12 protein-coding genes are annotated in these 14,389 nt (G+C 59.0%); 7 read left to right on the top strand and 5 right to left on the bottom strand.

Annotated elements, in window-relative coordinates:
• Window positions 1-140 precede the first annotated feature (140 nt).
• Together ABEB25_RS01190 and ABEB25_RS01185 are read left to right on the top strand one after the other, a co-directional pair.
• Window positions 141-1,673, top strand: a complete 1,533-nt coding sequence (locus tag ABEB25_RS01190; RefSeq protein ID WP_345734544.1) for a PTPDL family protein — start codon at window positions 141-143, stop codon at window positions 1,671-1,673.
• A gap of 103 nt (window positions 1,674-1,776) precedes the next feature.
• The gene (locus ABEB25_RS01185) at window positions 1,777-3,114 is read left to right on the top strand and encodes a Gfo/Idh/MocA family protein (protein ID WP_345734543.1); all 1,338 of its coding nucleotides are present in this window, start codon (window positions 1,777-1,779) and stop codon (window positions 3,112-3,114) included.
• 7 nt (window positions 3,115-3,121) lie between these two features.
• Here ABEB25_RS01185 and ispD read toward each other — a convergent pair whose 3' ends face one another.
• Together ispD and ABEB25_RS01175 are read right to left on the bottom strand one after the other, a co-directional pair.
• On the bottom strand, window positions 3,122-3,781 hold the full coding sequence (gene ispD, locus ABEB25_RS01180; protein ID WP_345734542.1) for a 2-C-methyl-D-erythritol 4-phosphate cytidylyltransferase: 660 nt from the start codon (window positions 3,779-3,781) through the stop codon (window positions 3,122-3,124).
• A 54-nt stretch (window positions 3,782-3,835) separates the two neighbouring features.
• Entirely contained in the window at window positions 3,836-4,666 is an 831-nt protein-coding gene (locus ABEB25_RS01175) for an NlpC/P60 family protein (protein WP_345734541.1), read from the bottom strand.
• Between the two features lie 93 nt (window positions 4,667-4,759).
• Between ABEB25_RS01175 and ABEB25_RS01170 the strand changes: the two genes are divergently transcribed.
• A complete protein-coding gene (locus ABEB25_RS01170; protein ID WP_345734540.1) occupies window positions 4,760-6,112 on the top strand; it encodes a caspase family protein in 1,353 nt (450 codons plus the stop codon).
• Window positions 6,113-6,116: 4 nt separating this feature from the next.
• Here ABEB25_RS01170 and ABEB25_RS01165 read toward each other — a convergent pair whose 3' ends face one another.
• From ABEB25_RS01165 to ABEB25_RS01155, 3 genes are all read right to left on the bottom strand, one after another.
• The gene (locus ABEB25_RS01165) at window positions 6,117-7,424 is read right to left on the bottom strand and encodes an ABC1 kinase family protein (RefSeq protein ID WP_345734539.1); all 1,308 of its coding nucleotides are present in this window, start codon (window positions 7,422-7,424) and stop codon (window positions 6,117-6,119) included.
• A 1-nt stretch (window position 7,425) separates the two neighbouring features.
• A complete protein-coding gene (locus tag ABEB25_RS01160) occupies window positions 7,426-8,088 on the bottom strand; it encodes a hypothetical protein (protein WP_345734538.1) in 663 nt (220 codons plus the stop codon).
• 79 nt (window positions 8,089-8,167) lie between these two features.
• On the bottom strand, window positions 8,168-10,015 hold the full coding sequence (locus tag ABEB25_RS01155; RefSeq protein WP_345734537.1) for a GreA/GreB family elongation factor: 1,848 nt from the start codon (window positions 10,013-10,015) through the stop codon (window positions 8,168-8,170).
• Between the two features lie 244 nt (window positions 10,016-10,259).
• On the opposite strand from ABEB25_RS01155, the gene ABEB25_RS01150 reads away from it, so the two are divergent.
• The 4 genes from ABEB25_RS01150 to ABEB25_RS01135 all read left to right on the top strand — a co-directional run bounded on the left by ABEB25_RS01150 (window position 10,260) and on the right by ABEB25_RS01135 (window position 14,387).
• Window positions 10,260-11,426: an aminotransferase class V-fold PLP-dependent enzyme gene (locus ABEB25_RS01150; RefSeq protein WP_345734536.1), complete on the top strand. Its 1,167-nt coding sequence runs from the start codon at window positions 10,260-10,262 to the stop codon at window positions 11,424-11,426.
• Window positions 11,427-11,549: 123 nt separating this feature from the next.
• Window positions 11,550-12,191 (top strand): hypothetical protein, encoded by a 642-nt coding sequence (locus ABEB25_RS01145; RefSeq protein ID WP_345734535.1) that lies wholly within the window; start codon window positions 11,550-11,552, stop codon window positions 12,189-12,191.
• Window positions 12,192-12,326: 135 nt separating this feature from the next.
• Window positions 12,327-12,992 (top strand): c-type cytochrome, encoded by a 666-nt coding sequence (locus ABEB25_RS01140; RefSeq protein WP_345734534.1) that lies wholly within the window; start codon window positions 12,327-12,329, stop codon window positions 12,990-12,992.
• Between the two features lie 18 nt (window positions 12,993-13,010).
• Window positions 13,011-14,387, top strand: coding sequence for a hypothetical protein (locus ABEB25_RS01135; protein ID WP_345734533.1), 1,377 nt, complete (start codon window positions 13,011-13,013; stop codon window positions 14,385-14,387).
• The last annotated feature ends 2 nt before the right edge of the window (window positions 14,388-14,389 follow it).

Here is a 14,389-nt window from a genome sequence, read left to right as displayed (position 1 = left end):
CTGGCAATCGCTACAGCCTGCACTTTAAGGCCAAATGGAGAGGATTCACTCTTTACTCAGGAAACGAATCCAGATTTAATTCACAAATTCGGCGGGGATTTCCCGTCCTGCACTTCATACCCCACTTCCCACACTGAGCCATGAAACTTAGCCGATCCCGCATCGCCATGCTGGCGTTCCTTTGCGGCACGTCCCTCCTCCAAGCTGACATCTTGATCCTCAAAAACGGCACCAAAGTCGAAGGCAACATCCTGAACGAAAGCCCGACGGCTATTCGGATGAAGTACCGCCTGACCCCCAAAATCTGGGACGAAAAAGACTTCCAGATGACCGAGATTCAGCAGGTCATCAAACAGACCCCTCAGGAAGTGGAACTGATCGAGCTCAAAAAGCTGATTCCTACGGAGGACCTTATTCCTGCCGACAAGTATGAGCAGCTTATCCAGGATCGTGTCCGCCCCTTCATCAACAAATACCAGGGCACACCCGAAGCCAAAGAAGCTGAAGGTATCGCGACGACCCTCCAGGAAGAGAAAAAGCGCGTCTCCAACGGCGAACTCAAGATGGAAGGTCGCTGGCTGAACGCAGGTGAGGCCAAGGGTGAGCAATACAACATCCAGGCCTACAAGCTTCATGAAGAGATGAAGGCTCAGATGGCCAAATTCGAATGGACGGAAGCTCTTACCATCTTTGACAAGTTCTCCAAATCACGCCCCCCTTACACGGCATCCACCTATTATCCGGCCGTCGTTGCCGATGCCAAGATTTGCATGGAGAAGCTTGGTGCTCAGCTTTCCAAAATGGCCCTGGAACAGCCAGCTCTGCTGAAGCAGCGGGAAGATGGTCTCAAAAAACTCGCTGATACCGATAAACAGCGTACCAAGGCAGCCATTGATGACGAAAAAGGCAAATGGCGCGCCCAGTCCGATGCCCAGCGCCGCGCCAATGTCCGCTGGATCGAACCTTACAAGTATGACCTCCCCAGCATCCTCGCGGCGCAAAAGGTCGTCGTTGGCGAGCTGACTAAGTTGGAAGCCACTAACTTGGAGGAAATGAAAGTCCGCAATGAAGCTTTCGTCGCCGTTTACCGTAAGATCGGCGAAGGCGATTACGCTGGTGGTGCTGCCGCTTACGAGCGTGTGCAGGGTTTCTCCAACGTGACCGAGTACCGCGAAATCGTTGCCGATCTCAAGGCCCAGCTCCTGAAGCTTTATGGGGAACTCGTCCGCAAGGGCAGCTCCGGCCCTGCACCAGTCAGTGGTTCCTCCGCTGTCACGGGTCAGACATCCTCTTCCGTGGATGATCGTGTGGCCCGCATTCTCGCAGCCAGCAATGGCGGTCAGCCAGCCGCAGCTCCAGGTACTGCCGCTCCAGCTACCGTCCCTGCTGCCGCACCCGCCATGGCCGCCCCAGGCGCGGCACCCGCTCCAGGCGCAGCCGCCGTTCCAGTCACCACACCTGCTGTAGCTCCTGCAGCAGTCCCAGCCACGAATCCTGCTGTTCAGCAGCGCCCCGCAGTCGCCCCTGCCCCACAGGTTCAGGCACCTGTCGCAGCCCCGGTTTACGCACCGCCTGCGGAGGAGTCCAATGTGCAGACCTACATCATGGTCGGCATGGGGGCACTCCTGGTTCTGTTCGGCATCCTCGCCTTCAAGAAAAAGAAGACTGAGTAACCCGCACCACCCTTGATTAAGCAGGCCGGATCTCTTCCCCAGAGATCCGGCCTTTTTTGTGCTGAAGATCAGACCCTGAATGCCCGTAAAGCCTCTTACCGACATGACACCGCCACTCTCTGCCAGCCTCACCCGCCGCCGCTTCCTCACCCAGGCCACCGGCACTCTGTTTGCCGCACCGTTTATCACCACCGGCATGCGTGCCGCCTCCCCGAACGGCAAGCTGCGCCACGCCGCCTTTGGAGCTGCAGGCATGTCCATGGCGGACATGACCGCCATGTCCAACCACCCCCTCTGGGAACTGGCCGCCGTGTGCGATGTGGACACGCGCAAGTTTGACCAGATCAAGAAAAAATGGCCTAACGCCAAGTGTTACCAGGACTGGCAGGAGATGCTGGAAAAGGAAGCTGGCAATATTGACTCCGTCAACGTCTCCACTCCCGATCACATGCACGGCCCAATGGGGCTGAAGGCCATGGAACTCGGCAAGCATGTTTATGGACAGAAACCCCTGGCGCAAAACCTGCATGAATGCCGCAAGCTCATGCTCAAGGCTCGTGAAACCGGCGTGATGACGCAGATGGGCATCCAGGTTTCCTCGTCCTTCACGGAGCGACTCGCCGTGGCCATCATCCAGCAGGGCACCATCGGCAAGGTCAAAGAAGTGCACACCTTCTCCAACAAGTTCTGGGGCGACATGGATCCCGTGCCCCAGAAGTCCGATCCCGTGCCAGCTCAGTTCGACTGGCAGAAGTGGCTGGGCACCGCTACCGACCGCCCCTACATCGAAGGTTATTACCACCCCGGCCAATGGCGCAAACGCCGCGACTTTGGCACCGGCACCCTCGGTGACATGGGCTGCCACATGTTCAGCGGCTGGTTCCGCGCGCTGGATCTCGCCGCTCCTATCGGTGTGAAATCTAAAGGTCCCGCTCCGCTCAATGCCACCAACTGGGCCATTGATGCCGTGGTGGAATACACCTTCAAAGGCACCGCCCACACCGCCGCCGACACCGTCAAAGTCACTTGGTACGATGGCAATGCCCGCCCGCCTGCCGAGGTCATGGCGCTGGCAGATCCCGCCAAATTCCCAGGCCAGGGTAGCATCTACATCGGCACCGAAGGAGTCCTTCTTTCCCCCCACACCAGCACCCCGCTGCTCTACCCTCGCGACAAGTTCACCGGCTTCAAATATCCGAAGCTGGAGCCTCGCGACCACTGGGCCGACTTCATCGACTGTTGCCTCAAAGGTGGCAGCCAGAAACCCTCAGCCAACTTCGACTACGCCGGGCCGCTCACCGAAGCAGTGCTGCTGGGATGTCTCGCCAGCGCCTTCCCCAATGAAGACCTCAAGTGGGATGCCCCAGCCCTGAAGATCACCAACAGCGAGGCAGCCAATGCCTTGGTGAAACGCCAGTATCGCCCCGGCACCGAGATCTGACCGCGCCTCACAGAAACCTTTCCGCCAGGGTCAAATCTGCCGGAAAGGTGATCTTAGGATTGGGCGAGGTGTTTTCCACCACGGAGACTACCTCGCCCACATGCTGCACGGCGGAAACTTCATCCGTCACCAGGGCAGCATCACGAATCACCGCTTCATAAGCCCGCACCAGCAGATCACGCTGGAATACCTGCGGTGTCTCCATCACCCACACGCCCGTGCGGTCCAGAGATTCCGTGATGCGGCCCGCCGCATCCACCCGTTTGATCGTCTCCGTCATCGGTCGTGCACAGGCCACGGCGGCCAGACTGCGCGCCGCCTCGATGCAGCGGGTGATTTGCTCCGGTTGAATCAAGGGCCGCGCCCCATCATGCACCGCCACCACGTCACTGACCGCCGCACAGGCCTGCAGCCCAGCCCAGACGGAAAGATGCCGTTCCGCTCCACCAGGGAGTATGGCCACCAGCTTGGGAAAATCTGCCCGCCACGTTTCCACGACGGCCCGCACTTCGTCCCCTGCGACGACAAGGATTTCCCCCACCTCCGCACAGGTCTGAAACTGGCCTAACGTACGATGCAACACCGGCACGCCCGCTAGCGGGGCCAGCAGCTTGTTAAATCCCATCCGGCGGCTGCTACCGGCGGCAACGATAATGGCAGAAGTCATAGATGCCGTCCATCATGCCGAGCAGCCCCACCCCTCGCAAGCCTGCGCTCCATCTCAGGGTTCACCCACCGTCGGTTCTGTCACGGTCGCCACCCGCGTGCGGATGGATCGCGTCAGCACCTCCTTGCCTGAAGTGGTCGGCTCATAGGCCATGCCGCGATAACGCAGAGGCTGGTATCCCAGGGCCAGCATCGCCGCCAGAGGTGCCTCCTTCAGCCCAGGTTTCCAGTAGTCTGGGCTGCCCCCGGTTTCATAATAGTAGATCCAGCTCTTGTCAGGTCGGGCCCATCCCGCACAGAGCACCACGTGTTTTTTGGGAATGTTCAGCAGATCTCCAGGACGCAGGTTCGCTGCCTCCAGCGGGTAGCAGACCGAGGGCAACTGGGATGTGTCATGCACCGTCGGCAATTTCAGGCAGCGGGAGACAAACCCGGAGCAATCCACCCCCGCCGCCGCTGCGCTGACAGCCGCATTGTCGGCCCTGCGTTTGGCAGGTGAGGAGACATCCCCACCTGCAGCCCCCTCAGCAATGGCACGGTCAAAGGCGACCGGCTCATCAAAGCCACCCCACTTGTATGGTATGCCCCGGTTCACCTCTCCCGGCAGCCACCAACCGGCTCTCTCAGGAGGATCTTTCAGGCTAATATCAGGGGTATTGACCACCACCCCAGCACCATCTTCCCCATGCAAAATATTGCGGGCAAAGGGCCGCCAAGGGTGGGTGCTGTAACGCTCCGCAATCGCCAGGGCCTCCGTCGGCGTGATTTGTGAGGGTGCATTCGCATTTCCCGGCACCAGTGCCGGAGCCGCTGATTGAGGGACCGCCGTTTGGCAAGAAACCAGAGTCAGAAAACACAGCGAGAGCAAAACAGAAGCGGGATGCATGGAATGGAAAAACGTTGGGGCTTGCCGCCGTGCGTGCCTGTCTCATACTGTGCCGGACTCTGGCTTGCAATGGCAGCCATGCCCTCCCCCTGCATGAATCTCTGCATCCACCTTTTTTTGGGCCTCTGCCTGTTATCCCTGAATTTGCAGGCGGCCACCGAGGCCAATAGACGCACGGCCCTGGTCATCGGCAATGCCCGCTATGAACCCCTGGTGGGCCCCCTGCGCAACACCTCGAATGACGCGAAGGCCGTGGCCAAAACTCTTCGTGAACTTGGTTTTGCGGTCATTGAAAAACACAATGTCACCCGCGACCAATTGCTCAAAGCGGTGCTCGAATTTCGCAGCACTTTGGCCGGGGCTGAGGTGGCCCTGTTTTACTTTGCCGGGCATGGCATCGCCGTGGCAGGTTCCAATTACCTCATCCCTTTAAAGTCCGGCTACAGCCCTGAAGGCGCGGATGACATCACCCTGCGTCTGCTGGCTGAAACCCGCCTGTTCAATGTGGAGCAGGCCGTGGCGGACATGAGCACCGCTGGCGCGCGCTGCAATCTCGTCATCCTGGATGCCTGCCGCACCACCGCCCTCAGCCGAACCGGGCGCACCCGCGATGCCGCCGCTCCGGGGGGACTGAATGAAATGAAACCGCCTGCGGGCTCCCTCATCGCCTTTGCCACCGATGCCGGTCAAACGGCCCTGGATGGAGATGGCACCCATGGCCTCTACACCGAAGAATGGCTGAAGCATCTCAGCACACCCGGCCTAACCATTGAGCAAGTCTTCAAACGCACCCGCGCAGGCGTGCTTGAACGCTCCCAAGGAGGCCAGATCCCGGCTGAATACTCCCGTCTCATCGGAGATGACATTTACATCGCCGGGGCTTCTGCAGCCCCTGCCCCCGCCATGCCAAATACGGCACCCGTCATCCCCAGCCAGACTCAGATCATGAATCTCGCCAAAGCAGGCATGGCCGAAGAATGTGCCGATGCCCTGCTCTCCGTAGCTGAAGCCCAAGGCCCCGGAGCCTATGCCGCCGAACCTCTGGGACTCCTGCTGGAACAGGCCAAAGAAAACCTCAAGGAGGCCACCACAGGAGGCCCGAAAGTCGAAACTGCGGCAACGAACTGCCAGCAGGTGTTGCGGGTGCTGGCCCTGTGTCTGCCCTCCACCCACGAAAGCTACCAGCCTTTCCAGGCCAAGGCGCACAATCGCCATGGCGACGCCCTGCTCCTCCTGGGCCACGCTCCAGAAGCCATCGCCGCCTTTGATACCGCCCAGGCCCTAGATCCCGCAGATGCCTACATCCTCTACAACCGTGGCCGCGCTCATGCTGCTCTCGGCAATTTAGAAAAAGCACGAGCGGACTTCACCTCCGCCAGCAACCCCAAACTCAACCAGCCCAAAGCCCGCAAGCTGGCCGAAGAAGCCTTGGCAAAGTTGAAGTAAACTTCTACTGCGTCTTCACCACCGCCCCCAGCCGATGCAGCAGGCTGAACAGGCCAAAGAAAGCCCGGTTCACATACACGGACTCCGCCCGCCCACGCGCCCCACGGAGAGACCGCAGCTCCCGATCCTGGCGACTCGCCTCGCCCATGGCATACAGCGTTTGCATGAAACCCGGATCGGCAAAATCAAAACGACCCGCGCGAAATGGCCGCGTCAGCACCTCGATGGATTCACGCGCCAGATCCATGATCTTCTTTCGCTGTGGTGCACTGTCCCCCGGCAGCAGCACGTCCATGTCCCGCAGGGACTGCTCCAGCTTGGCGTCAGACTCCAGCAAGGCCGGGTTCAGGAAGGCAAATTGCTGGGCATGAAACTCAGGCGTGATGGCCCGGGTGCAGCCGAAATCCAGCACATACAAAAATCCATCGGCCACCAGGAAGTTCCCTGGATGCGGATCGGCGTGGAAGACGTGCAGCACGTGAATCTGATGCTGATAAAAATCCCAAAGCGCCTGACCGATTTCGTTTCGACTTTCTTGGCTGGCATCACTGGCAGCAAAGCGGTCCAAGGTCAGCCCATCGATCCAGTCCATCGTCAGCACCCGATTGGAACAGCGATCTGGATAAAATGTGGGAAATCGCAACCGCTCTAGGGGCGCACAGGCCGCCGCGATTTCCTGGGAACGACGCAGCTCCGTTACATAATCGGTTTCCTCCAGCAACCGCGTTTCCACTTCTGTGAAGTAGTGCGCGATGTCCTCCTCCCGCAGCCCGAACATTTGGAGCGCCACAGGTTTCACCACGCGCAGGTCACTGCGCATGGATTCCGCCACACCTGGATACTGCACCTTCACGGCCAATTTTTTCCCAGCCCGCGTGGCCACATGCACCTGCCCGATGGAGGCCCCATGGGCTGCCTCACGCGAAAAGGTGTCATACAAGGCTTCCACAGGCTGGCCAAACTCTCGCTCCAAGGTCCGCCGCACGAGGGGCCATGAGAGAGGTGGGGCTGAATACTGGGCCTGGGCAAACTGGCTGGCATACGCGGGCGGCAGCAGATTTTGGTCAATGCTGAGCATCTGCGCCAGCTTCAGCGGCCCGCCCTTGAGACGACTGAAGGAGTCGTAAACCGCCTTGGCATTCACCGCGTCCAGTTCTTCCCTCAAAGCTGGTTGAGCCGTCTGTGGCGTAACGGCACGCTGACCGTAATACTTGAGGTAATTCATCCCCACACGCGCCCCCGTGCCCGCCAGATCCGCCATGCGGGTCAGGGGCGTGCTGCGGATGCTATCCTGGGAAGGGGTGGCGGCCATATCAGGCGCGGTTCATCGCCCCCGGCAAAAGAAAACGCATGAGATCAAAACCCGAATCCAGGGCCTGCCGTCCAATAAGATCGAACAGCACCGTCACGGATTTTTCCACAAAGGCATCCGTGCGCTCAAACTTCGGGCTATCATCCTTCAGGTGAAAAGCCACCACACTGCGCAGCAGCAGCCGCAGCGCCTTTGGATAGGCCGCCGTCAACGGGCCACGATTGACGATTTCCCCCTGGGCCCGACCATGCTGCAACAAAGACTGCGCAAAGACATCAAAGCGATCTTCCAAAGCCGACCACTCAGGAACGGGCTTCATCGGCGAGGTCAATCCATGCCGCAGCAAGAAGAGGCTGCGGTGATCCAACGAGGCCTCCAAAAAGGCAAATAGAAAGGCCAAAGTGCGTTGCCGAGCGCTGAATCCTGCCCACTCGGGCCCGCTCTCGACAGAGGCAATCACATGCTCCAGCATGCCCTTCCACCAGTGTCGTTCCACAGCTTCTAGCGAAGCATATTCAGAGAAAAACTCCCGTTCCGTGATGCCCAAAGTCTGGCAAAAACGGAAAACTGAAAGCGGAGCCCGGCCCTCAGAGCGCAGTTCGTGCAAATAAGCTTCTTCGATGCGGTGACGGAGAGGCGGTGAATCTGGCGGCGAGTCATCCATGATACATGACATACGCCTGACGCAAAAGAGGCGATGCTTTCGCATCGCCTCTTCATCAAGCTAAGTCAGGTCGAGAGGATTAAGCCCCAGGATTGAACGCCCGGATGGCCAGTACCTTGACCTTGCGACCGGTGCCGTCTTCGGTCGGAATGTCGGCCTCGTCGCCAGGAGCCATGCCGATGAGAACCTTGGCGATGTCCGAAAGGTAAGACACGATGTTCTGATCCAGATCACCGTCCCAGGCGCCCAGGATGGTGTAAGTTTCATTTTCACCCGTCGCCACGTCCTGGAAATCCACCACCGTGCCGATGCCCACTTTGTCCGTGTTCACATTGGCAAAGTCGGTACCACGGGAAAGGCTGATTTCGCGCTCCAACTGGTCCTTCATGCGGTTTAGCACGGCCTGCTGCTCGCGGGCAGCCTTGTAGCCGCCGTTTTCACGAAGGTCACCTTCATCACGGGCGATCTGGATCTCGTTCTTATTGTGAGGGATCTTAACGTTGGCCAGTTCATCCAGTTCGGCCTTCTTCTTCTCCAGGCTGTCCCAGGAAACGATGAGGCGGTTGTCCTCACGGGACTCCGCGTTTTCGTTCATCAGGGCTTCCATTTCTGGGCGAGACTTGATCACACGCGCCAGCAAGGAGCGACGGGTCAGTTCATCCAGCACCGAGCTGTTGATCAAACGCTTGGCAAAGTTACGCAGGGACTCGTCATCCGTGTCCACCACCAGCTCATGGATCAGGGTCTTGTCATCGGAAAGCTGGTCGCTGAGTCGGCCCGTGCGTTTTGGCCCGCCCTGCACATGGTCATCTTCCACGGCGTCCAGGATGGCGTTACCCAGGTCAATGCTGAACACAGACTGGGCCAGGCCCTTGCGCTCTTTGCAAATCCAGATCAGCAGATCCGCGCTCAGCGTACGGTTACGCACAGACTTTTTGAGGAACTCGGAAAGCACTTCCAACTCACCATTGGTATCCAGGACCACGGCGATTTCAGCCACGGCGCGGCCACCGGTGCGAGTGAGGTGGTTGAGGATTTCAGGCACCCAGACACGCTCAGGGAAAGCATCAGGGAAAGCGCGGTACATGCGGCCAAGCTGGCTGACGGGAAGTCCACCGATGTTTTCTGCCAGAAGCGGGCGCGCTTCACAAACGAGGTCTGCCACCTTCATCGAGCCCATCGGGGCCGAAGCACCTTCGATGGCATCAATCAGCTCATCGCGGGCCAGAAGCAGTTGCAGGCTGTCCTTGAGATGCAGCTTCCAGGCCTTACGCACCGTGTCAGAAATGTCCTGGAACACAGGCACCAGTTCCGTGCCGGCTTGTTCAAACAGGTCCAAATCTTTCTGGATCAGGGCCAGCACACCCAGCTTGCCTTTGAGGTCACGCTTGGCCAGGAAGTTCTGCACCATCACGCCACCGGGCTTTTCACCGCTGTCACGCAGCACCAGAGGCTCGGTGCGCTTGGAGGGCACCACGATATGGCGAGCCGTCTTCAGGGTCTTCTTCGCCGATTCCCACCACTTCTTGTATTCGGCTTCAGAGACGATGCGCGGCTTCAGCAGGCGCTCCAGATCATCCAGGGACATCGAACTGCCGGAGGATTTCAGGGCCAGCTCGATGAGTTCCGTCACCTTGCCTTTGGCCAGAGCCTTCAAGCCGTCGAGGTCCGAGTGACGGCGGGAAAGCAAATGCTCAGCAGGCAGGATCTCCAAAGAGGTGATGGCGAAGGAAAGCTTCAGCCCGTGACCTGGTTTGCCTTCGAAATCCAGAATGATTCGATCTCCGAGCAGATCCCATTCAGCGACCTTTCCGACTCCCCAGCTTTTATGCAGGCAGAAGGTGCCGGGTTCGAGTTTCGATAATTTTTCGCCGTCTGCGGCGGCGAGTTTGCCAGCCGCGACCAAGTTTTGGACCTCAGAATTCATGGGAGGGCGATGCTAGCGCGCTGAGGCTGTGTAGCAAAGGAAACATTTGGCGTTTGCTGTTAGGTAGCCTGGGAAAAGCCCTCGTTGGGCCTGAAAAATCGCCATTTTCAACTCATTGCACGTCTTCTGGTCGTCTCTTTGCCGTTTTTTTCACTTTCTAGCCGCTTGCCCCTGGTCATTCTGGAATGCCCCAGCCTCCACGCCATCATCTTGCACCGCCGCGCTTCCCAGACGTAAATCAGGCATGTCCCTTTTTCCCTCCGAAGACGCCCGCCTCGCCGAATTCCCCGTTGCTTGCGACAGCATCTTCCTAGCCCATGCGGGTGTCACCATCCTGCCGCGTCGGGTCACTAAGGTGATGCAGGACTATCTGGAGGAAAGCTGCCTGCGCATGCAGGAATTCCCCGAAGCCTGGCGCGCCGTGAATGAGACCCGCGTCGTCGCCGCCCAGATGCTCGGAGCCAAGGCAAGCGAAATCTCCCTCCTTGGGCCCACCTCCCTGGGCCTGAGCCTCGTCGCCAACGGTCTGGACTGGCAGCCAGGAGACGAGGTGGTGTGCTATCAGGACGACTACCCGGCCAATGTTTATCCCTGGACGGACCTGACGCGCCTGGGAGTGGGGGTGCGCCTGGTGAAACCCGAAGCTCCCGGAGCCATCACCCCGGAACTCGTGGAGTCCATGCTCACCCCGAAGACCAAGCTCGTCGCCCTTGCCTCCTGCCACTTCCTCAGCGGCTACCGCATCCAGATTGATGCCATCGGCCAGATGCTGCGCGCACGCGGCGTGCTCTTTTGTCTGGATGCAATCCAGACCCTGGGAGCCTTCGAAACCCGCGTGGATTACGTGGACTTCCTCTCCGCCGATTCCCACAAATGGATGCTCGGCCCCATGGCTGCAGGCGTCGTTTACGTTCGCGAAGAGGTGCAGGAGCGGCTGCGCCCCACCTTGCTCGGCTCCTGGAACGTGCAGAGCCCAAATTTCATCGCTCAAGATACCATCGCCTTTGAAAAAGGCGGCCGTCGTTATGAACCCGGCGTCCTCAATGTCGCAGGCATCCTCGGCATGAAGGCCGGTCTGGAACTGCTGCTGGAGCACGGCATTCCCGCCGTCAGCGCCCAGCTTCTGCGCTTAAAAACGCGCCTGGTTGAGCACCTGGAGCCCCTCGGCTTCCGTTTTCTTGGTCCCACCTCCGGCCCAAATGCTTCCGGCATCACCACCGCCTGGCGCCCCGAAGGCAGCGGCCCCTCTGCCGCAAAGATCTACGATCATCTTACTCGTCAAAAGATCAGCCCCTCACTGCGTTTCGACCGCGCAGGCCAGCCTTACCTGCGCTTCAGCCCGCATTTTTACAACACCGAGGCCGAAATGGACCGCGTGGTGGATGCCATCGCAGCCACTCCGGCGGACTGACCTTTAAAAACAGTCTCAAGGCTCCTCGAAGCACGTTTTCACGGGACTGGCAGCCTCAACACGAGGCTCGACAGCCCCGGCATTTTTCGCATAGCCTAACCGGAAATTTAGAAATTCCGCGTTATGGCCAAAAAAGCGACCCTCAAGAAACCGGTGGCGAAGAAGCCTGCGGGTGCCAACAAAAAGCCCGCTCCAGCCCCCGGCACGAAGGTCGCCCCGCCAAAATCCATCGCCAAACCAGCCTCCAAGCCCCAGGCGAAACCAGGCCCCAAGCCCACCGCCCAGCCTCCCGTCAAAGCCGTTTCCAAACCAGCCCCCCAGAACATGCCACCTCCGCCACCCGTGGCATCTGCTCCCCCTTCAGTCCCCGCCGTCGCAACGCCCGAGCCTGTGGAAACAGTCCCTTACTGCTTGCCCAAAACCGTCCCGCTGAGCGTCAGTGTGCAGACCTCCCAGGGTATGGCGGCCAATGGCAACACCCACCCGGCCAATCTCTTGGTTATTGTCACTTGCGCCGGCTGGCCGGTCACCGAACTAGACAAAAACCATTTCACGCTCATGGAACACTTCGAAGTTCCTGGGCAGGTCGCCCCCTTCAGCAACAGCATCAGCTCCTTCCGCAATGCCGGAACGGGAGCCTACCTCCTCCAGACCAAACCCATCAACGGGGCTCCCTGGAAAACAGGCCATCACCTTGGCCAGCTCTTGGTCTCAAATTCGGAAGACCAGCAGGGACAGGCCGCTTTCAAGCTCATTGTGCGGTAAAACTGCCTGGAGCTTCGATTTTCGGGCCTGAGAAAATCGAAATCGTCCTTGCAATGTGACTGTGAGTTTTTAATCTTCGCATGCTTGTGAAATTTTTCACAAGCTCAGATCAGGCGTCTCTCGCCAGCCCGTTCCATGAAATATTTCTTCCTCAGCTACCTCTTTGTTGCCGCGATCGTCGTCGCTGCCTTTGGCACACGTGGCAGCAAGTCTGAATTGCCGCCCCTGGAAATCTTCCAAGACATGGATCATCAGGCCAAAGTGAAGTATCAAGCCAAGAGCGACTTCTTTGCTGATGGCCTCGGTGCCCGCCGCCCTGTCAAAGGCACGGTCCCAGTCGGTTTCGAAATCCCGGCCAAGCCTGCTTCCGCCCCTGATTTCAAGCCGCCGCAGTATGGTTTCGCCAACGGACTCGACTATTACAGCACTGGCAAAATCGGTGACTACTACGGAGACGGCCTCCCTGCGGAAGTGACCCTGAGCAAAGGCCTTCTGGAGCGCGGTGAGCGCCAGTTTAACATCTATTGCGCCGTCTGCCACGGTGCCTCCGGCAACGGCAAGGGCGTCACCTCGAAGTACGGCATCATGACCGCCTTCAACCTGCACCAAAACGGCAGCACCGACCCAGCCAATGCGGGTGCCTACCGTGCGGACGGTGCCATTTACGATGTTATCACGAACGGCAAAGGACTGATGGGCCCCTACGGCGGCAACATCACCGTTCAAGATCGCTGGGCCATCGTGGCCTACATCCGCGCCATGCAGGTGGCGGTGAAGGAAAACAACGTGTCCGTCCAGTAACAGCAGGCATTTCAAGGCATGAGTCACCACGTCACATTCAACGACCTGCCTCCGGGCGGTGAGAAATTCGAAACCGCCAAAGGCGGCAAGCTCATCAGCGCCTTCGGGGCTGCTGGCTTGCTGGGCATCGCAGGCTCTGCCTACATGTTTTTCGCCAAGCCGGATGTTTTTGCATATAGCTGGCTGTTCGCCTTCTTCTTTGCTTTTACTTTCGTCTGCGGCGGCTGCTTCTGGATCCTCCTCCACAGCGCCTCCAACTCCGGCTGGGGCGTGGCCGTTCGTCGTCTTTGGGAGCAAATGGCCAACATGGTTCTCCCGCTCGCTTTTTTGGGCATCCCCCTCCTCTTCCCTCAGGTGCAGACGCATCTATACGAGTGGATGAACCATCACCGTGAAGCCAAGACCCAGCTTGTGGCTTCGGAGCACGCTGGTGCAGACAAACACGCTGAAACCGCCGCTGCCCCTGCCCATGAAGAAGGCGAAGAGCATCACGCTCCTCACAATATCAAGGAGCAGCTTCATCACAATTCCCTCAGCAACCCACATCTCCACATCCTGGTCGAGAAGTATGGTTATCTGAACATCGATGCCTGGTATTTCCGCTTCGCCTTCTACTTCTTCATTCTCTGGCACATCGCCCGCACCCTGCGCAAGAAGTCAGTCATGCAGGATCAAGATGGTGACATCACTCACACCATCAAATCCCGCACGTTCTCCTGCCGCTGGCTCCTCTTCTACGCTCTGACGGTCACCTTCGCGGCCGTGGATTGGCTGATGACCCTCGACTACTCCTGGTTCTCCACCATGTGGGGTGTTTACATCTTCGCCGGCTGCGCCTGGGCCTCCATGGCCCTTACGATCCTCCTTGTCACTTGGCTCAAGAGCCTCGGTTACATGAAGCAGGTCGTCACCGATGAACACTACCACCTCATGGGCAAGCTGCTCTTCGCCTTCACGGTGTTCTGGGCTTACATCGCCTTCAGCCAGTATTTCCTCATCTGGTACGCCAACATCACTGAAGAAACTCGCTTCTACCTGACCCGTAACACGGAAGGCTGGCGCTGGGTGTCCATGTTTATCGTGGTGGGCCACTTCATCGGTCCTTTCGTCCTTCTTCTCTCCCAGCCCCGCAAGAAGAACCCCGTCGCCGTCTGTCTGATCTGCCTCTGGATTCTCTTCATGCATCTGGTGGACATCTACTGGAACGTCATCCCAGAGCGCGGCCCTTCCCTCGGCCTCGGCTGGTGGGTGGACGGTGCCTGGGTAGGTGATGTGGTCGCCTTGTTTGCCGTTGTCGGCACCATGGGCTTCGTCTTCCTCCGCAGCCTTTCCCGTTACAGCCTCTACCCCTGCCGCGACCCGCGCCTCCTCGAGTCCGCCAACGTCATCAACTGATC

Origin of the sequence: Prosthecobacter algae (assembly GCF_039542385.1) — a bacterium.
Classification (GTDB): Bacteria; Verrucomicrobiota; Verrucomicrobiia; order Verrucomicrobiales; family Verrucomicrobiaceae; genus Prosthecobacter; species Prosthecobacter algae.
Note: the sequence above shows the minus strand (reverse complement) of the source record. Positions and strands in the feature narration are given on the sequence as shown.